The following is an 18,468-nucleotide window of genomic DNA, read 5'->3' as shown; positions in this document are numbered from 1 at the left end:
ATGACTGCGCAACAGCCGACTTCAGCAAATACCGAGCGTTCCCGCGAGCTGTTTGAGCGGGCGCAGAAAACTACCCCCGGCGGCGTGAACTCACCGGTGCGCGGCTTCGGCTCGGTGGGCGGACAGACCCGTTTCATCCAGAGCGCGCACGGCTCCCAACTCATCGACGCGGACGGCAACGCCTACGTCGACCTCGTGTGCTCCTGGGGCCCGATGGTGCACGGCAACGCGCACCCGAAGATCGTGGAGGCGGTGGAGAAGGCCCTGCACAATGGCGTGAGCTTTGGCGCCCCCACGGAGGCGGAGATCCGGATCGCCGAGCACATCGTGGAGCGCACCTCAGTGGAGGAGGTGCGCATGGTCAACTCCGGTACCGAGGCCACCATGTCCGCCGTCCGCCTCGCGCGCGGGTTCACGGGCCGGCCGAAGATCATCAAGTTCGAGGGTTGCTACCACGGCCACGTGGATGCGCTGCTCGCGTCCGCAGGCTCCGGCCTCGCCACGTTTGCGCTGCCGGACTCCCCGGGTGTCACGGGCGCGCAGGCGAAGGACACGATCGTGGTGCCGTACAACGATATCGCTGCGGTGGAACGCGCCTTCCGGGAGAACGAGGGCGAAATCGCGGCAGTAATCACCGAGGCGGCCGCGGGCAACATGGGCACCGTGGCGCCCCGGAACGACTTCAACGCCAAGCTTAAGGAGCTTGCGCACCTGGGCGGCGCCCTGCTGATCATTGACGAGGTGATGACGGGCTTCCGCACCTCCTACGCCGGCTGGTACGGCGTGGACCACGTCGCCGGCGACCTGACCACCTTCGGCAAAGTCGTCTCCGGCGGCTTGCCCGCCGCCGCGTTCGGCGGCCGCCGCGACATCATGGAGCACCTGGCCCCCAACGGCCCCGTCTACCAGGCAGGCACCCTCTCCGGTAACCCGGTGGCGATGGCGTCGGGCCTCGCCTCGCTTGAGCTGGCCACGGAGGACATTTACCCCGTGCTCAACCGCAACGCCGACACACTGGAGCGTTTGCTTCACGACGCCCTGACGGCCGAGGGCGTGACCCACCACATCCAACGCGCGGCGACGATGCTCTCCGTCCGGTTTGGCGAGGGCGAAGGCCACAACTTTGCGGACATGCAGGCCGCCGACACGTTCCGGTACGCACCGTTCTTCCACGCCCTGCTGGACAACGGCGTGTACGCACCGCCGAGCGCCTTTGAAACCTGGTTCGTCTCAACCGCGCTGACGGATGAGGACTTCGGCCGCATCGAGGACGCGCTGCGCCCGGCCGCGAAGGCCGCCGCTGCCGCACAGCCCGCGGAGGCGTAGGTGGCGCGCACGACGGTGCACCTGGTGCGCCACGGGGAGGTGTACAACCCGAAGAAGATCCTCTACGGGCGCATGCCGGGCTACCACCTGTCGTCGCGCGGCAGCTCCATGGCCGTGGCCGCCTCGAAGTTCTTCCGCGGCCGCGACGTCACCTACCTCGCCGCCAGCCCACTCGAGCGCGCGCAGGAGACAGCGCGCCCGATTGCGGAGGTCACGGGCTGCGAGGTGCAGACGCGCGAGGACATCCTGGAGGCCGGTAACACCTTCGAGGGGCTGCGCACCAAGGGCTGGCGCTCCCAGCTGATCAACCCGGTGCGCTGGCGCCACATGACCAACCCACTGGAGCCGAGCTGGGGCGAGCCCTACCAGGAGATTTTCCAGCGCATGTGGGGCGCTGTGGAAGACGCCCGCGACACAGCCGAGGGGCACGAGGCCGTGCTGGTAAGCCACCAGCTGCCGATTGTCATGGTGCAGCGTCACGTGCAGGGAAAACCGCTCGCACACGCCAGCCGTAACTGCGACCTCGCTAGCGTGACGTCACTTGTGTTCGACGGCGGCGATGTTGTTGACTGGGCCTACACCACCCCAGCACAGCACATATAGAAGGCCGGTTTTCATGCGCAAGCTCATCGCCGCACCGCTTTGCGCGGTCGCGCTCACGCTGGCCGCCTGCTCCGGCTCGGACAGTGGCGGCAACTTTGCTTTCCACTCGCCGGGCGGACAGACGGAAATCTTCTACGACGAAGCAGAGCGCAAGCCGCTGGCTGGTCTGGAAGGCGAGTCCCTCATGGACGAAGGCCAGACCATCAGCCTGAGCGACTATGACGGCCAGATCGTCGTCCTCAACGCCTGGGGCCAGTGGTGCGCGCCGTGCCGCGCCGAAGTGGACGACCTGGAGCAGATTCAGGAGCACCTGCAGGAGCGTGGCGACGGCACCGTGCTGGGCATCAACGTGCGCGACCCCAACCCGCAGATCGCCCGGGACTTTCTCACGGATAACGGGGTGACCTACCCGTCCATCTACGACCCGCCGTTTAAGACCGCTGCGCAGCTCGGCGGCGTGCCTAGCTCCGTGATCCCCACCACGATCGTGCTGGACAAGCAGCACCGACCGGCCGCGGTGTTCCTGCGTGCGGTGACCGCGGAGGACGTCATTGAGGTGACCGACCGGTTGGCGGAGGAGGCGTAGGTGGGGTTCGCAGACCTTGCCACAGACGGTCCGCTGCTCATCGGCCTGCTCGTGGCCGCGCTCGCCGGGCTTGTCTCGTTCGCGTCGCCGTGCGTGATTCCGCTCGTGCCCGGTTACATCTCCTATCTCACCGGCGTGGTCGGCGGGGAGATGACGATGGACGAGCGCGGCGTGCGCGTTTCCCGCAAGCACTGGGCCGTCGCCGGTGCCGCCGCCTTGTTCATCGCCGGGTTCACCGTCGTGTTCCTGCTGGCCACCGTCACCGTCTTCGGGGCGGTCAGCGCGATTGCGCTCAACGCCGACACCCTGATGCGCATCGGCGGGGTGGTCACCATCCTCATGGGCGTGGTGTTCATGGGTGCGGTGCCGGCCCTGCAGCGAGACACCCGCTTCCAGCCGAAGAAGTGGACCACCATCGTTGGCGCGCCGCTGCTCGGCGGCGTGTTCGCCCTGGGGTGGACGCCCTGCCTGGGTCCCACGCTCGCCTCGATCATCTCGGTCTCGGTCGGCACCCAGGGCTTGACGGCCGCGCGCGGGGTGCTGCTGGTCATCGCCTACTGCCTCGGCCTGGGATTGCCGTTCTTGCTGGTGGCTCTGGGCTCCTCGGCGGCGGTACGCGGCATCGACGTGCTGCGCCGCCACTCCCGCGCCATCCAAATCGCCGGTGGCGTGGCAATGGTCATTGTCGGGCTGATGCTGCTCACCGGTGCGTGGAACAGCTTCATCGGCTGGACGCGCCAGCTCGTCGTCGGATTCGGAGGGACGATCATCTGATGCGCACAGCACTAACGTGGCTGAAAAGGGCCCTGAGAAAGGCCTGGCACTGGCTCACCAGCATGCGCACTGCGCTCATGCTGCTGTTTTTGCTCGCGCTGGCCTCCATCCCGGGCGCGCTCCTGCCGCAGCGCACGGTGTCGTCGTCACTCGTGGACGACTACCTGAAGGCCAACCCCGCCACCGGGCCCATCTACGACAGGCTCCAGCTTTTCGACGTCTTCGAGTCCACCTGGTTCCTGGCCATCGTCACGCTGCTGATGATCTCGCTCATCGGCTGCATCATCCCGCGCTCCATCGACCACTGGCGTGCCTACAACGCCACCCCCACCCGCGCACCCAAGTACCTGGGCCGCATGCCGTACCACGCGGAAGGCACGGTTGAGGGGACACCGGAGGACGTCGAAAAGCAGCTGCGCAAGCAACTGAAACGCTGGCACATCGCCACCTACCAGCCGGAACAGGACCGCGCGGGCGTGTTTTCGCTCTCAGCGGAGCGCGGCTACACGCGCGAGCTGATGAACCTGATCTTCCACATCGGCATCGTGGCCATGATCCTCACCTTCGTAGCCGGGCGGATGGTGTTCTATGAAGGCCAGGTCATCGTGGTGACCAACTCGGAAGCCGAGTCCGCGGTGCCGGTGGAACAGTCGCGGGTGTTCTGCAACACCAGCCCGGCCAACTTCGACGTCTTCCGCGCAGGCCCGCTTTTCGACGGCACCGGGTTGACCGAGTTCTGCTTCGAATCCCAGAACTTCCGGGCCACCTACCTCAACAACGGCCAGGCCAACAATTTCTCCTCGGACATCACCTACACCGACGACCTGACCGCGCCGCAGGACCAGTGGAAGTCGACCACCCTGGCCGTCAACCACCCGCTGCGCCTAGGCGGCGACCGCGTCTACCTCCAGGGCCACGGCTTCGCCCCGCAGGTGACGCTGACGTGGCCGAACGGCGAGACCCGCACGCAGATGGTGCAGTTTCGGCCCACCGATGTATTCACCTTCTTGTCCTCCGGCGTGATGCGCTTCGACCCGCCCGCCGGCATGTACCCGGACCTGGAGGAGCGGCGTAAACACCAGATTGCCGTGGAGGGCAACTTCGCGCCGACCGCGCGCTGGAGCGGGCCGAACGGTGACCAGCTGCAGTCCGCGTTCCCGTCGATGGACGACCCAGCCATGTCCGTGGACCTCTACGTCGGCGACGCCGGCCTGGACACCGGCCGCCCCCAAAACGTGTTCGTGCTCGACCAGTCCTTAGTCGCCGACGGGCGGCTGGAAAAGGTGCAGCGTGTCCAGCTCAGCCCCGGCGAGGAAACCACCGTGGACACCGGCGACGGCGAGGTGAAAGTGCGCTTCGACGGCGCCGCCGAATACGCCAACTACCAGATCTCCCGCGACCCGACGCAGGTGCTCGCGCTGATCTCCACCGCGATCATGCTGGGTGCGCTGGCGGGCTCGCTCGCCATCAAGCGCCGCCGCATCTGGGTGCGCCTACGTCCTCGTACCTCGGACGTAGGGGATGCAAAGGAGGGCACGAGCGAAATGATGACCGAAGTTGAGATCGCCGGGCTTGCGCGCACGGACCGCGCCGGGTGGGGCCGCGAGTTCCACGACATCGCGGACGCCATCCTGGGCACGAACAACGCGGACAACCGCGACAACGCGGGGGAGTTTGACCCCTATGACCTTGGATGACGCCAGGTAGTGGAGTAGGTTAAGCCCCATGCTTGTCGACACCACCATGGCGGAGATGTCTGACCTCACCTTCCGCACCGCATTCATCGTCTACATCGTGGCGCTGATCATGGCGTTCGTCTACTACGGCCGCGTCAACAGCGTCATCGAGGCGCGCCGGGAGGCCCTGGCAGAGCAGAAGGTACTCGTGGGCGCTGGGGGGCCGGAGGTCGTCGAGAAGCAGACGCCCGACAGCACCGAGTTCGACGCGAAGGTCGCAAACGCGCGCAAATGGGCCGGCATGACGCAGGCGCTCGTCTGGGTCGGCGTGGCACTGCACCTCGTGGCATTTGTCACCCGCGGCCTGGGCGCAAACCGCTTCCCGCTGGGCAACCTATACGAATACATCCTGTTCATGACGGCCGTGATCATGGTCGTGGCCGCTACCGTCGTCCAGCGCAAGGGCTGGTACACCGTGTGGCCTTGGCTGCTGTTCCCCATGGTCGTCGCGATGTTTTTGAACTCCACCGTCTTCCACATGCAGGCCGCGCCTGTGGTGCCGGCGCTGCAGTCCTACTGGCTGCCGGTGCACGTGTCGTCGGTGTCCATCGGCGCGTCCATCGGCCTGGTCTCCGGCGTCTTCGCCCTGCTGTACCTGCTGCGCATGTGGCAGCCGCGCGGCCAGGAGCACGGTGTGTTCGGCGCAATCGCACGGCCGCTCCCAGACGCGAAGACCCTGGATCAGATCGCGTACAAGACCGCGGTGGTCACCCTGCCGCTGTTCGGCATCGGCATCGTGTTCGGCGCGATTTGGGCCGAGGTGGCCTGGGGCCGTTTCTGGGGCTGGGACGCCAAGGAGACCGTCTCCATGATCACCTGGATCCTCTACGCGGCGTACCTCCACGCGCGCGCAACCGCCGGGTGGAAGTCCACCGCGGCCGCCTGGATTAACGTCTTCGCCATGGCCATGACGATCTTTAACATGACGTACGTCAACACCGTCATCGCCGGCCTGCACTCGTACGCGGGGCTGAACTAATGAAGGTGCTTATCACCGGCGGCGCCGGGTACATCGGGTCCACCATTGCATCGTGCTGCCAGGACGCCGGGATCACCCCAGTGATTCTGGACGACTTTTCCACCGGCCTACGCGTCTTCGGCCAGCGCTTCGACTGCTACGAGGGCGACATCGCGGACGTGACGCTGCTGGAGCGCGTGTTTGCAGACCACCCGGACATTGATGCGGTGATCCACTGCGCCGCCAAGATCGTCGTGCCGGAATCCGTCGAGCAGCCGCTGGCCTATTACGACAACAACGTGGGCAAAGCCATCACGCTGCTGCAGGTGCTGGAGCGCTTCGGGGTGCGCCGTTTCGTGCTGTCATCCACGGCGTCGATGTACGATCCCGGCTCCTCGACCATGGTGGACGAGACCAGCCCGGTGGGCCCCCAGAGCCCCTACGCGGCGTCGAAGTGGCTGCTGGAGCGGGTGCTCGCCGACGAAGCCGCCACCGGCCGCATGGGCGTGGTGGCGCTGCGCTACTTCAACCCGATCGGCGCGGACCCGCAGATGCGCACGGGTCTGCAGCACCCGCACCCCACGCACGCGCTGGGCAAGATGATCGAGGCCCACGACGCCGGCACGCCCTTTACCGTGACTGGCGTGGATTGGCCCACCCGCGACGGGTCTGGCCTGCGCGATTACATCCACGTCTGGGACCTCGCCCGCGCGCATGTGTCGGTGCTGCAGCGCTTCGATGACGTTGTTGAAGCGTCCGGCTACGAGGTGATCAACCTCGGCACCGGCCAGGGCACCACTGTCTTCGAGCTGGCCCACGCGTTCGGCGAGGCCACCGCCAGCCCCCTCGAGGTGCGCACCGGACCCGCCCGCCCCGGCGACGTAGTCGGCTGCGCGTCGCGCACCGACAAAGCGCGGGAGGTGCTGGGCTGGTCCGCCGAGCGCTCGCTTGTCGACGGCGTCCGCGACTCCCTGGCCTGGTCAGAGAAACTGCCCGCAGTGCTTGCCGAAGAGGCCACCCGGTGACGGACGCGCAGCACAAGCCCCGCAACAAGCAGGGTAAGCCCGCGAGCGACGACCCGGTCCTCATCGCGCTAGGGGAGCAGATCGCCTCTCGACGCCGATCCTCCGGCCGCCTCCAGCAGGACGTGGCTGAGGCCGCCGGGGTGTCGCGCTCCACCCTGCACACCATCGAGCACGGCGGCGCCGGCGTGCGGTGGGAGAAGGTGGCCGCCGTCGCCGACGCGCTGGGGCTGAAGATGGAGTTCACCGAAAAGTAGGGGCCGGAGGGTTATCCCGCCGCCGTTGGGGAAAGTCGTTCACCCCACGCGCCTGCGGCGGTGAATGAATTCCTGGGCGGATCTCGGCGGCCTGGGGAAACACCGCCATCTAGCTAGTTGTGTAGACGAGATTCCCGGATTTGTTCACGAGCCGGTGAACAAATCCGGCGCTGCCCCGGAGCTCCTAGTCGAGCTCCCCGCGGCGGCGCCGGCGCTCCTCGTCTTCGCGGCGCTTGCGCTCGGCCTCCTCACGTGCGCGGCGTTCCTTGAACCGGTTCTTCTCGATGTTCCAGAGGAATTCTTCATCGTCGTCGGGGCCCTTGATCACGGGCTTTTGCTCCACTTGGCGCTGTCTGCCGCCTTTGATGGACCCGTAGCGCTCGGCGGAACCGGGGCCGAACGCGCGCCAGAGCAGCACGATGGCCAAAACGATAAGGACGAGGAGTAGCAGCCTTCCCATAGTTTTAAACATACTTGGCTGCGGGATAGGGTAAACAACCGTGACTGAGCAACTTTCCCCGCAGGTGGACTCGGAGGCGAAATCCCGGGCGCGCAAGGCCGTGGCCATCTACGGCCTGGACCGCCTGCTGCTGTTCATCGGGCTGACAGTGGTGATCCAGCTCCTCGCGGTGCTCATTGGCGCTCCCGTGCCGCTGATCATGTCCGCGTTGCTGGCGTTGCTTGTGGCGTTTCCGCTGTCCATGCTCGTGTTTAAGCGGCGCCGTCTCGAGGCGAACGCGGCGGTTGCGGAGCTGGGGCGCCAACGGGCAGCGCGCAAGGACTGGATCCAGTCGGAGCTGGCTGAGCGCTAGTCCCTTCCCAGTTCGTGGCTGAGCGCCTCGAGCTCGCCGCCCCCGGCCATCTGGTGGGTGAGCTCTTCCAGCGTGACCTCGGCGCGCGGCGCGTCCAGCTCCTGACGGCCGAGTTTCAAAATAGTGAAGTGGTCGCCCACCAGGTACGCGTGGTGGGGGTTGTGGGTGACCAGCACGACGGCGATGCCGCGGTCGCGGGCGGCGGCCACCATGCGGAGCACCGCGCCCGACTGCTTCACGCCGAGGGCGGCGGTGGGCTCGTCGAGGATGAGCACCCGGGCACCGAAGTAGACCGCGCGCGCAATGGCAATGACCTGGCGCTGGCCGCCGGAGAGGTTGCCGGCCTCGACGTCCACGTCGGGGATATCAATACCCATCTCGAGCAGTTGGTCGGTGCAGATCTGCTTCATCTCCGCCTGGCGCAGCACCCCGAGCGCGCCGGTGCGCTCTTGGCCGAGGAAGAAATTGCGCCAGACGCTGAGCTCGTCCACGATTGCGAGGGTCTGATGCACGGTGGCGATGCCGGCGCTGATGGCGTCGCGGGGGGAGGAGAGGGTGGACGGAACGCCGTCGATAAGCATGGTGCCCGAAGTGGGCGCGTGCAGACCGGACAGGATCTTGATCAGGGTGGATTTGCCGGCGCCGTTATCGCCGAGCACGCAGGTGACTTCACCCTCGCGGACGGTGAGGTTCACGCCGCGCAGCGCCTCGAAGCTGCCGTAGGACTTGGTGATGTTTTCCAGTTCGATGACAGCCACTTAGCGCCCCTTGGTGTAGTTGGCGAAGGAGGTGTTGGTCAGCACCGCCACCAGCAGTGTCGCGCCGAGGAAGAACTTGAACCAGTCCGGGTTCCAGCCCGCGTATACGATGCCCTGGTTGGTCATGCCGAAGATCAGCGCGCCGATGGCGGTGCCCACGGCGGTGCCGCGCCCGCCGGTCATGGCGCAGCCGCCGATGACGGCGGCGATGATGTAGAGGAACTCGTTGCCCACGCCCTGGCCGGCCTGGATGGAGTCGAACGCGAACAGGGTGTGCATGCCCACGAACCAGGCGGCGAAGCCCACGCCCATGAACAGCAGGATCTTCACGCGCCGGACCGGCACACCCACGGCACGAGCGGCCTCGTCGTTGCCGCCGACAGCCGTGATCCAGCCGCCAAACTTCGTGCGGAACAGTACGAACGAGGCCACCGCCACGAACAGGATCCACCACAGCACCGTGACGGAAATGCGGACGTCGCCGATGTGGAAGGAGCCCGCGAACACGGCGTGTGCCGACGGGAAGCCTTCCATGTCCGCAATGGTGGGGGTGGCCACCTGCCCGGTGACAAGTTTGGTCACGGCGAGGTTGAGCCCTTGCAGCATCAGGAACGCGGCCAGGGTGATCAAGAACGAATCGATGCCCGTGCGCGTGACCAAATAGCCGTTGAGCGCCCCAATGGCCAGGGAGATCCCCAGCGCCATGAACGCGCCCACCCAGGAGTTCAGGTGCAGGTTGTAGTTCAGCATCGTCGCCGCGAGCGCCGCGGTGGTCACGGCCACGCCGGACGAGAGGTCGAACTCCCCGCCGATCATGAGCATGCCCACGGCCAGCGCCACGATGCCAAGGGTGGAGCTGGCGTACAGCGTGGTGGCTAGGGCCTCGAACGAGCGAAACGCCGGCGCGGCGGCGAGGAAGAAGATCAGGATCGCGATGAAGCCGAGCAGGCTGGCAAACTCGGGGCGCCGGATCAGCCGGGCTGCCCCGGTGCGGGTGCGGAGGCGGTCGTCCCTCATCGCATGCCCGCCTTCGCCGCTTCCTCGATGGTGTCCACGTTGGTCTGATCCACAAAGCTCGGGCCAGTGTAGACGGGCCGCCCGCCGCCGAGGGTGCCGCCGTTACGCTTTGCAATCCACAGCGAGTCAACGGCGAGGTAGCCCTGCAGGTACGGCTGCTGGTCCACGGCCCACGCCACACGGCCGTCCTTGATGGCGCCGACGAGCTCCGCGTTGGTATCGAAGGTGGCTACGTCAGCCGACGCGCCTGACTGGGCGACGGATTCCACCGCGCGCATAGCCACCGGGGCCTGCAGCGCGAAGACCGTATCAAAGCTCGGGTCCTGCGAGAGCTTCGACGCGATGGTGGACTGCACGGCGGTGAGGTCCTGGCCGTTGACGTACAGCAGCTCGACCGCGCCGCCGCCCAGGCCCTCGCGGACACCGTTGCAGCGGGCCTCCTGCGAGGAGTTGCCCTGCTCGTGGATCACGCATAGGGCCTTCTGCTTCCCCTCGTCCTTCAGCCGCTCACCAGCCGCCCGGCCTGCAACGGTTTCGTCCTGGCCGAAGAAGCCGCTCAAGCCGTAGTCCTGGTAGGAGGTCATTCCGGCGTTGAGCCCCACGACCGGGATGCCGTGCTCCACGGCGTCGCGCGCGACGGGGCCGATCGCCTCGGCGTTGGGGAGGGTGACGGCGATGCCGTCCACGTTGGCGTCGATGGCCGAGCGCACAAGGTTGGCCTGGTTGGGCGCCTGCGGGTCCGAGGAGTAACGCAGCTCGATGTTGTCCTTGTTCGCCGCGTCCTCCGCGCCCTTGCGCACGAGGTCCCAGTACGTGTCGCCCGGCGCGCCGTGCGTGACCATCGCCACCACGTAGCGCGGGGTGTCCACGCCACCGGCGGTGGCGCCTCCGTCCTCACTCCGGGGCGCCCCGCCTGTCGACGAGCATCCGCCCAACACTGCTGCAACAAGACATAACGCCGAAACGACTGCCTTCCTGGACTTCTTCATTGTCAAAGTGTGAACCACGGCACGATATGCCGTCAAGTGGTGCGCTAAAACATTCCGGCGATAATAAGCATTGCCGGCAGCGCCAAGAACGTGGTGAGGAAGACGGTGTCGCGGCAGATCACCTCACCGGAGCGGTACGTCGCCGCGTAGTTGTACACGTTTTGGGCCGTGGGCAGCGCGCACAGAATGAGCGCGGCGTACGTCTCGGTGCCGTCGAGGTGCATGAGGCTTGCGAGGACCCACGCCACCGCCGGCATCCCCACCAGCTTCAGCGCGGTGGCGGTAATGGTGGGACCGCGGTGGCTCTGCAACACGCGCTCACCGGTCAGGGACGCGCCAAAGCTCATCAAGATCAGCGGGATGGACGCCCCGCCCAGGATCTTCAGCGGGGTCAGCACCGGCTCCGGCACGGTCCACGAGGCCGCGGAGACAGCGAAGCCCGCAAACGCCGCCACCACCACCGGGGCGGTGAGACCCGCAACCACGGACTTCCACACGCCGCTCGCGCTCCTGTCCAGCCCCGCGATGACGATGGGAGAAAGCACCGCCATCTGCAGCACGAGGGCGGGGATCACGTACGTGGGATCCCCCAGCACGTACGTGGCAATCGGCAGCCCGATATTGACGGAGTTGTAGTAGCTGGCAGACGCCGCCCCCGCCATCGTCTCGGCCGCGTCCTGGCGGAAAAACGCCGCGCTGATCGCCCAGTAGATCAGCATGGTCGCCACTGTGGCCACGGCGATGACCAAGATGACGGGGGAGAAAAACGCGTCCGTATCCGACACCGCCACCGAGGAGAAGATCAGCGCCGGCGTGGCGACGTAAAACGCGATGCGGTTGAGCTGCAGACGCTCCTCGCCCGGACCGATGACGCCCTTCTGGGCGAGCCACCACCCCGCCGCAATGACGGCGAAGATGATGGCAAAACCGGTGAGGACGTCGAGCATGCAGCTGAGTGTATCCGTGGGCCCTGCGGTGTTGCGCTTTTCGGAATGTGGCAACTATTTGCCACATTCCTAAAAGCGCAACTGATTACACCCCCGCCGTGTACGGCACAGCCTCACCGACGCCGCCCCAGAACTCCCAGCCGAACCAAGCGAACGCCACCGCCGTCACAATCGCCCACGCGAGCATGGTCTTGCCGTTCATTCCCAGCACCGGAATGAGCTCCTTCCCGGAGGCCCCGCCGCGCACCTTCAGCACCGACGCCACCGCGAGCGGCAGCGCCACCAGTGCCGCCAGCGAGGCGACGGTGGTCATTGCCAGCACCAGGGAAATAAAGAAGGGGAAGAGGGTCAAGACGCAGAAAAGGGTGCGTGAGCGGTCGTCGCCAAGCCGTACGGCAAGCGTGCGCTTGCCCGCGGCGGCGTCGGTGGGGATGTCACGGATGTTGTTGGCCAGGTTCACCGACGCCGAGATCGCACCGATGGCCAGCGCGCACAGGAAGCCCTCCCACGACACGTGACCGGACTGGGTGTACTCGGTACCCATCACTGCCACGAGGCCGAAGAAGATGAACACGGACACCTCGCCCAAACCGGAGTAGCCGTACGGGCTGTCGCCGCCGGTGTAGAACCAGGCCGCCGCGATGCACAGCGCGCCCACGATCACGAGCCACATCGCTCCCGCCATGGCGGACAGCACCACGCCAAAGACCGCGGCGGCGCCAAACGCGATGAACGCGGCCAGCTTCACGTGCTCCGGCTTGGCCAGCCCGGAGCCGGTCAGGCGTGTCGGGCCGGTGCGGTCGTCGTCAGTGCCGCGGATGCCGTCGGAGTAGTCGTTGGCGTAGTTCACACCGATGATCAGCGCCCACGCCACCAGCAGTGCAAGGACCGCGCGGCCGGGGTGGGCCTGGAAGTACAGCGCCGCCACGCCGGTGCCGGCGATGACGGGGGCGAAAGCGTTGGGCCAGGTGTGGGGGCGGGCGGCCTCCCACCAGTCGCGGAGCGTGGCAGTCTGAGTGGCGGTCTGATTCATGGCCTCCATCATGCCCCCTCCCCGAGGTGTGGGCTAGGGTTAATCGCCATGTGGATTGACTACGCCGTGCGCCAGGGGATTACGGCTACCGGCGCATTTGTGCGGTTGCCGGTCCTGCTCAACGCCGCGCGCACCTCCGGCAACAGGTTCCCGGAGGAGGGCGACACCGTCATTTCCCTGACCACGCACGGCACCCGCTTAAAGTCGGCCGCTGCGGCGATCGCCTCGTTGCTCGTGGGCACCGCGCGCCTGCCGGTGCACCTGTGGCTGGACCCGGTAGATTTCCACGCCCGCTGGCCCGACGCGCTGCAGGGTCTGGCGGAGCGCGGCCTCCAGGTCCACGAATCCCCGGGCGGTCTTGGCCCACACACCAAGTATTACGGCACGTTCCAGAAATTCCCGGACCGCAACGTCATCACGGTCGACGACGACGTGCTCTACCCGCGCACCTTCGCGCAGAAGCTTATCGACGCCCCTTCGGACACCACCATCACCGCCTACCGCGCCCACAGAATCGTGCTGGACGCGAACGGCATCGCACCGTATAAGAAGTGGCGGCCTGTGCGGTCGTCCCAGCCGTCCCACCTGAACTTCGCCACCGGCGTGGACGGGGTGCGCTACCCGCGCGAGATGGTGCGCTATGTGGCAGGTCGCGGCACCGAGTTTTTGGACCTCACCCCGCGCGCCGACGACGTCTGGCTGAACCACTGCGCGCTGCGCGCCGGGTTCCCAGTGCAGCAGGTGTCGGCGCGCTCGGCGAACTTCCCGCTTGTTCCTGGCTCGCAGCGCGTGCGCCTGTCGCGCGTGAACCTCTCCGGCGGCAACGACGTGCAGATCGCGGCGACGTACTCCGCCGAAGACGTGGCAAAGCTCCGCGCCGCGGAGTAGCGTTGCGCCGGTGAACACTACGGCCTCTTCGAGGTGGTTGGGTCCGGCACAACTGACAGCGTTGGGCTTTCTCGCGCTGATCCTGGCCGGAACCGCGTTGCTTTCCCTCCCGTTTGCCAGCGCTGACGGCACCGCGACGCCACTGATGGCCGCTTTCTTCACGGCCACGTCGGCCACGACGCTCACCGGTCTCGTCGTTGTCGATACTGGCAGCCACTACACCCTGTTTGGCCAGTTCATCGTGCTCGTCCTGATTCAGGTTGGCGGCCTAGGTATCATGAGCATCGCGTCCTTGACCGGCATGCTGCTCACGGGGCGGGTGAAGCTGCGCACACGCTACTCCACCGCGGCTGAAGGGCGGCCGATTTTCGAAGGCGGGGTGAGGCGAACGCTCGTTGCCACGCTGCTGCTCACGGTGTTTTTTGAGGCGGCGGTGGCTGTGCTCCTCTTCGCCCGCTTCACCACCGTCTACGGCATGTCCGTGCCGCGCGCGGCGTGGGAGGGAACATTCCACGCGGTGTCGGCGTTCAACAACGCCGGCTTTGGCCTGCGGCCTGACAGTCTGATCTCCTACAACACCGACGGCTGGATTCTCCTCCCGCTCGCCGGTGCGCTGATGATCGGGGGCCTGGGTTACCCGGTGCTCTCCGAGCTGGTGCGCCGCGGTAGGGAACGCCTGCGTGGCTGGCTGCGCGGGACGCCGGTGAGCTCGCGGCGGCTGTCCATCACCACCCGCATGACGCTGAAAGGCACCGCGGTTCTCGTGCTCACCGCCACGCTGCTCATCGCGGCGCTGGAGTGGCGCGGGTTTCTCGCTGGCATGCCGCTGGGCGCGAAGTGGCTCAACGCGTTCTTCTCCGGCGTGACCCCGCGCACCGCCGGCTTCAACTCCATCGACTATGCCGACGCCCACCCGATCACGCTGATGGTCACGGACATCTACATGTTTATCGGCGGCGGCTCGGCTGGCACCGCGGGCGGTATCAAGGTCACCACCGCGATTGTGCTGCTAGCGGCTATGGCTGCAGAGTTCCGCGGGCGCGACGACACCAACGTCGGCCACCGCACCGTTCCGAAGACCGTGGTGCGCCAGGCCATGACGGTCGCCGCTGCTGGAGTGGTGTCAGTCACCGGCGGTGTCGCGGCGCTGCGCCTCTTCGACCCTCAATTCACGGCCGACCAGGTCAGTTTTGAGGTGATGTCAGCGTTCGCCACCACCGGGCTGTCCACCGGCATCACCGCCGGTTTGAGCACTCCGTCCCAGCTGGTGCTGTGCCTGTTGATGTACGCGGGGCGCATCGGCCCGTTCACCCTCGTCGCGGCGCTGGCGCTGCGCACCGTCTCCCGCAGGTTCGACTACCCCACTGAAAGGCCCTTCATTGGCTAACTTTCCCCGCCGCTCACGCTCCCAACGGTTCAACATCCCACCCGTGGTGGTGATCGGCCTCGGCCGTTTCGGCGGCGCGATCGCCCAAGAACTCACCCGCTACGGCGTGGAGGTGCTTGGCATCGACGCCGATGAGCGGCTTGTGCGTGAACATGCGCCATTGCTTACCGACGCCACCGTCGCCGACACCACCGACCCCGAAGCACTGCGCCAGCTCGGCATCGAGGAGGTCAAACGCACGGTGCTCGGCATCGGTTCCGCACTGGAGGCATCAATCCTGACCGCCTCCAACCTGGTGGACCTGGGTGTGCCCGACATTTGGGCCAAGGCCGACTCCGACTCCCACGCCCGCATCTTGCAGCGCCTCGGTGTGCACCATGTGGTGCGCCCGGAGCACGACACCGGCCGCCGCGTCGCTCACCTGCTCGGCGGGCGTTTCCAGGATTTCGCCGAGCTCGCGGAGAACTACGGCGTGATCAAAATGGTCCCGCCGCGCGTCCTGCTTTCGAGGCCCTGCGACGCGGAGAAGTTGTGGGACGAGTACCGCGTGCAGGTGGTCTCCGTGCGCAACAGCAACGGCGAGTGGCAGCCGTTTGTCCCGGGCCAGGAGCTTTCCCCGTCGAACTTGATTGTGATGGCGGGTGCGCCGGACGACTTAGAGCGTTTTTCCCAGCAGTAGGGGATGGCGACAGTATTTCCACGACCGAACCTCTCAGCCAGTAAAGCGCCTGTCGGCGGTGCGGTCGGACCTGGCGTGTGCGGATAGGGGGAGGCTGTCGCCGTGCCGGTGGCTATCAACTCGGTGCTCCAGGTGCTCACATTCGGCGAGCTGGGGTGGTTCAGCAGCGGCGACGAGCTGGACATCCAGTCCGCCGGCCCCAACCCCGGTATGAAACTAAATTAGGAGTCGGTCCAAGCTATCGCTGAGGTGAGTGCGGATATGTCGGGGGGGTGCCGAAGGGCGTCGACAAGCAAAGGCTCCTTGCGGACCGTGTGGTGGTGCTGAGTGCGGACGCACCGCTTGACATGCCGGAGGGCCGCACCTCTGAGCGCTGGCAAGGCGTGGCTGAGCCACTGCGCGCTGGTGCCGGGCTCGCAGCGGGTGCGGCTGTCGCGCGTGAACCTCTCCGGCGGCAACGACGCGCAAATCGCCGCGACATATTCGGCCGAAGACGTGGCCAAGCTGCGCGCCGCGGAGTAGGGAGGTCTGCGCCCGTGAGTCTCAGTCCATCTGCAGCACGGCGCGAAGTTCCGCGAAGAGCTCCGGGCGCAGCCGGTGGAGGACTGACCTGCCCAGGCGGCTCTTTTCCAGGAGGCCGGCCTCGGTCAGTTTTTTGAGGTGATGGGACACCGTCGGTTGGCTTAGCCCAGAGCGTTGCGTCAGTTCGCTCACGCTCATCGGCTCGCAGCCCTCTTCGGCGAGCCAGGAGAGTAGTTGCAGCCGGCCCGGGTCCGACAGAACTTTGAACAGGGCCGCGTAGCGCGTCGCGTCGTCTGTGGAGAGCAAGCCGGAGCCCAGCGAGCAGCATTCGGGGCCAGTGTTTACTGTGGTGGCGACGTGATCTTTCATGCTTCTTACCTTGTCATATTGACAGTGATAAATGTGATGTTTAGTGTTCGCGTTGATTGCTGTCAATAGATAAGGATTCCAGATGGAAGACACAACAGCTCAGCCAGTAGAGCGCATGTCATTTCTTGACCGCTTCCTACCGGTGTGGATCATGCTCGCCATGGCGGCGGGCCTTGCCCTCGGCCGCGCAGTGCCCGGCCTCGCGCCTGCGCTCGAGCGCCTGGAGGTCGGCGGGATCTCGCTGCCGATCGCGCTCGGCCTGCTGGTGATGATGTACCCGCCCCTGGCCAAGGTGCGCTACGACAAGACCCGCGAGATCGCCACCGACAAACGGCTCATGGCCGTGTCCATCGTGCTCAACTGGATTGTCGGCCCCGCGTTCATGTTCGCGCTCGCCTGGATCTTCCTGCCCAGCGAGCCCGAGCTGCGCACCGGCTTAATCATCGTCGGGCTGGCGCGCTGCATCGCCATGGTGCTGGTGTGGTCGGATTTGGCCTGCGCGGACCGGGAGGCCACCGCGGTGCTGGTGGCCATCAACTCCGTGTTCCAGGTGCTCATGTTCGGCGTGCTGGGTTGGTTCTACCTGCAGATCCTGCCCGGATGGCTGGGCTTAGAGACCACCTCGGTGGAGTTCTCCTTCTGGGCCATCGTGTCTTCCGTGCTGGTGTTCCTTGGTATCCCCCTGCTTGCCGGGTTACTCTCCCGCATCATCGGCGAGCGCACCAAGGGCCGTGATTGGTACGAGAACACGTTCCTGCCCAAGATTTCGCCGCTGGCCCTAATTGGCCTGCTGTACACGATCGTGCTGTTGTTTTCGCTGCAGGGCGACCAGATCCTGTCGAAGCCCTGGACCGTGGCCACGGTGGCGCTTCCGCTGCTGTGCTACTTCGTGGGCATGTTCGCCGTGGCCCTCGCGGTGGCGAAGTTGTCCGGTATGAATTACGCGCAGTCCGCATCCGTGGCATTCACCGCCGCCGGCAACAACTTCGAGCTCGCCATCGCGGTGGCCATCGGCACCTTCGGCGCTACATCGGCCCAGGCGCTGGCGGGCACGATCGGCCCGCTCATTGAGATTCCTGTGCTTGTTGGCTTGGTCTACGTCATGCGCGCACTCGGCCCGCGCATCTTCCCGGCCGACCCCACTCTGCCTACCTTAAGGAGCTAACCATGAAACCCAGCGTCATATTTATCTGCGTCAGCAACGGCGGCAAGTCGCAGATGGCCGCGGCACTCGCGGAAAAACACGCCGGCGATCGCCTCGAGATCCACTCCGCAGGCACCAACCCCGGCACGGCGTTGAACCAAGAATCTGTGCAGGCCATCGCGGAGGTTGGTGCGGATATGTCGGGTGGGAGGCCGAAGGGCGTCGATAGGCAGTTGCTCTCAACCGCTGACCGTGTGGTGGTGCTGGGCGCAGACGCGCAGCTGGACATACCGGAAGGCCGGAAGTTCGAACGTTGGCTCACGGACGAGCCCTCGAAACGCGGCATCGAGGGGATGGAACGCATGCGTCTAGTGCGCGACGACATTGACCAGCGGGTGCAGTCGCTCGTCGCCGAGCTGCTCGACTGAGCCCTACAGCGTTGATGCCACCGGCCTGCGCTGCTTATTTCGGAACAGCGTCGCCTGCATGCGCGCCGGCGATGTGCCGCGGTAGTGGGTGGTGGAGGGGGAGGTCGCGTACTTCGGATTCGTGGACGGTTTGCGGGAGCGTAGCTTCTCAAGCCTCACGCCTCCGCATTGTGGCACGAATTACACGGTTGTGCTTTCCGAGCTATTGCTTATCGACGAGCCTTCGGTTGCCC

The 18,468-nt window shown here is 66.3% G+C and carries 24 protein-coding genes; 16 read left to right on the top strand and 8 right to left on the bottom strand.

Going from position 1 to position 18,468, the window contains the following annotated elements; genetic code table 11:
• Genes hemL through HF989_RS04085 form a run of 8 tightly spaced genes read left to right on the top strand, consistent with a single transcriptional unit; the run spans position 1 to position 7,262 of the window.
• Positions 1-1,326 carry a glutamate-1-semialdehyde 2,1-aminomutase gene (hemL, locus tag HF989_RS04120; protein WP_168684148.1) on the top strand — a complete coding sequence of 442 codons (1,326 nt, stop codon included), beginning with the start codon at positions 1-3 and terminating at the stop codon, positions 1,324-1,326.
• Complete coding sequence (locus HF989_RS04115; protein ID WP_168684147.1) at positions 1,327-1,929, top strand: histidine phosphatase family protein; 603 nt, start codon at positions 1,327-1,329, stop codon at positions 1,927-1,929. It abuts the gene before it with no gap.
• Between the two features lie 13 nt (positions 1,930-1,942).
• Positions 1,943-2,515 (top strand): TlpA disulfide reductase family protein, encoded by a 573-nt coding sequence (locus tag HF989_RS04110; RefSeq protein ID WP_168684146.1) that lies wholly within the window; start codon positions 1,943-1,945, stop codon positions 2,513-2,515.
• Entirely contained in the window at positions 2,516-3,289 is a 774-nt protein-coding gene (locus HF989_RS04105; RefSeq protein WP_168684145.1) for a cytochrome c biogenesis protein CcdA, read from the top strand.
• Positions 3,289-4,986 carry a cytochrome c biogenesis protein ResB gene (locus HF989_RS04100; protein WP_168684144.1) on the top strand — a complete coding sequence of 566 codons (1,698 nt, stop codon included), beginning with the start codon at positions 3,289-3,291 and terminating at the stop codon, positions 4,984-4,986. The genes HF989_RS04105 and HF989_RS04100 overlap by 1 nt, the downstream gene beginning before the upstream one ends.
• A gap of 28 nt (positions 4,987-5,014) precedes the next feature.
• Complete coding sequence (ccsB, locus tag HF989_RS04095) at positions 5,015-6,004, top strand: c-type cytochrome biogenesis protein CcsB (protein ID WP_168684143.1); 990 nt, start codon at positions 5,015-5,017, stop codon at positions 6,002-6,004.
• Entirely contained in the window at positions 6,004-7,008 is a 1,005-nt protein-coding gene (galE, locus tag HF989_RS04090; RefSeq protein ID WP_168684141.1) for a UDP-glucose 4-epimerase GalE, read from the top strand. The genes ccsB and galE overlap by 1 nt, the downstream gene beginning before the upstream one ends.
• On the top strand, positions 7,005-7,262 hold the full coding sequence (locus HF989_RS04085; RefSeq protein ID WP_168684139.1) for a helix-turn-helix domain-containing protein: 258 nt from the start codon (positions 7,005-7,007) through the stop codon (positions 7,260-7,262). Before galE ends, HF989_RS04085 begins: the two co-directional genes overlap by 4 nt.
• A gap of 184 nt (positions 7,263-7,446) precedes the next feature.
• Here HF989_RS04085 and HF989_RS04080 read toward each other — a convergent pair whose 3' ends face one another.
• On the bottom strand, positions 7,447-7,722 hold the full coding sequence (locus tag HF989_RS04080) for a hypothetical protein (RefSeq protein ID WP_168684137.1): 276 nt from the start codon (positions 7,720-7,722) through the stop codon (positions 7,447-7,449).
• A gap of 40 nt (positions 7,723-7,762) precedes the next feature.
• On the opposite strand from HF989_RS04080, the gene HF989_RS04075 reads away from it, so the two are divergent.
• Positions 7,763-8,074: a DUF4229 domain-containing protein gene (locus tag HF989_RS04075; protein ID WP_168684135.1), complete on the top strand. Its 312-nt coding sequence runs from the start codon at positions 7,763-7,765 to the stop codon at positions 8,072-8,074.
• Here the strand turns inward: HF989_RS04075 and HF989_RS04070 are convergent.
• From HF989_RS04070 to HF989_RS04050, 5 genes are all read right to left on the bottom strand, one after another.
• Positions 8,071-8,832: an ATP-binding cassette domain-containing protein gene (locus HF989_RS04070; protein WP_168684133.1), complete on the bottom strand. Its 762-nt coding sequence runs from the start codon at positions 8,830-8,832 to the stop codon at positions 8,071-8,073. The genes HF989_RS04075 and HF989_RS04070 overlap by 4 nt on opposite strands.
• Positions 8,833-9,849 (bottom strand): ABC transporter permease, encoded by a 1,017-nt coding sequence (locus HF989_RS04065; RefSeq protein ID WP_168684132.1) that lies wholly within the window; start codon positions 9,847-9,849, stop codon positions 8,833-8,835. It abuts the gene before it with no gap.
• Complete coding sequence (locus tag HF989_RS04060; RefSeq protein WP_168684130.1) at positions 9,846-10,838, bottom strand: substrate-binding domain-containing protein; 993 nt, start codon at positions 10,836-10,838, stop codon at positions 9,846-9,848. Before HF989_RS04060 ends, HF989_RS04065 begins: the two co-directional genes overlap by 4 nt.
• A gap of 44 nt (positions 10,839-10,882) precedes the next feature.
• Entirely contained in the window at positions 10,883-11,785 is a 903-nt protein-coding gene (locus HF989_RS04055; protein ID WP_168684129.1) for an AEC family transporter, read from the bottom strand.
• A gap of 85 nt (positions 11,786-11,870) precedes the next feature.
• The gene (locus HF989_RS04050; protein WP_168684126.1) at positions 11,871-12,827 is read right to left on the bottom strand and encodes a 1,4-dihydroxy-2-naphthoate polyprenyltransferase; all 957 of its coding nucleotides are present in this window, start codon (positions 12,825-12,827) and stop codon (positions 11,871-11,873) included.
• A gap of 39 nt (positions 12,828-12,866) precedes the next feature.
• Between HF989_RS04050 and HF989_RS04045 the strand changes: the two genes are divergently transcribed.
• The 5 genes from HF989_RS04045 to HF989_RS04030 all read left to right on the top strand — a co-directional run bounded on the left by HF989_RS04045 (position 12,867) and on the right by HF989_RS04030 (position 16,294).
• Positions 12,867-13,706, top strand: coding sequence for a glycosyltransferase (locus HF989_RS04045; protein WP_168684124.1), 840 nt, complete (start codon positions 12,867-12,869; stop codon positions 13,704-13,706).
• 10 nt (positions 13,707-13,716) lie between these two features.
• Complete coding sequence (locus tag HF989_RS04040; protein ID WP_168684123.1) at positions 13,717-15,093, top strand: potassium transporter TrkG; 1,377 nt, start codon at positions 13,717-13,719, stop codon at positions 15,091-15,093.
• A 46-nt stretch (positions 15,094-15,139) separates the two neighbouring features.
• Positions 15,140-15,772, top strand: coding sequence for a potassium channel family protein (locus HF989_RS04035; protein WP_343033545.1), 633 nt, complete (start codon positions 15,140-15,142; stop codon positions 15,770-15,772).
• Positions 15,773-15,874: 102 nt separating this feature from the next.
• Complete coding sequence (locus HF989_RS10830; protein WP_281351340.1) at positions 15,875-15,997, top strand: hypothetical protein; 123 nt, start codon at positions 15,875-15,877, stop codon at positions 15,995-15,997.
• Between the two features lie 117 nt (positions 15,998-16,114).
• Positions 16,115-16,294 (top strand): hypothetical protein, encoded by a 180-nt coding sequence (locus HF989_RS04030; protein WP_168684119.1) that lies wholly within the window; start codon positions 16,115-16,117, stop codon positions 16,292-16,294.
• 21 nt (positions 16,295-16,315) lie between these two features.
• On the opposite strand, the gene HF989_RS04025 is transcribed toward HF989_RS04030, so the two are convergent.
• A complete protein-coding gene (locus tag HF989_RS04025) occupies positions 16,316-16,663 on the bottom strand; it encodes an ArsR/SmtB family transcription factor (RefSeq protein WP_168684117.1) in 348 nt (115 codons plus the stop codon).
• Positions 16,664-16,745: 82 nt separating this feature from the next.
• Between HF989_RS04025 and arsB the strand changes: the two genes are divergently transcribed.
• Positions 16,746-17,828, top strand: coding sequence for an ACR3 family arsenite efflux transporter (gene arsB / locus HF989_RS04020; RefSeq protein WP_168684115.1), 1,083 nt, complete (start codon positions 16,746-16,748; stop codon positions 17,826-17,828).
• Between the two features lie 2 nt (positions 17,829-17,830).
• Positions 17,831-18,235, top strand: a complete 405-nt coding sequence (locus HF989_RS04015; protein WP_168684113.1) for an arsenate-mycothiol transferase ArsC — start codon at positions 17,831-17,833, stop codon at positions 18,233-18,235.
• A gap of 3 nt (positions 18,236-18,238) precedes the next feature.
• Here HF989_RS04015 and HF989_RS04010 read toward each other — a convergent pair whose 3' ends face one another.
• Entirely contained in the window at positions 18,239-18,394 is a 156-nt protein-coding gene (locus tag HF989_RS04010) for a hypothetical protein (RefSeq protein WP_168684111.1), read from the bottom strand.
• Positions 18,395-18,468: the final 74 nt, after the last annotated feature.

The sequence above is a fragment of the Corynebacterium mucifaciens genome, from assembly GCF_012396315.1.
GTDB classification, from domain to species: Bacteria; Actinomycetota; Actinomycetes; order Mycobacteriales; family Mycobacteriaceae; genus Corynebacterium; species Corynebacterium mucifaciens.
This window is presented reverse-complemented; position numbering and strand designations above follow the sequence as displayed.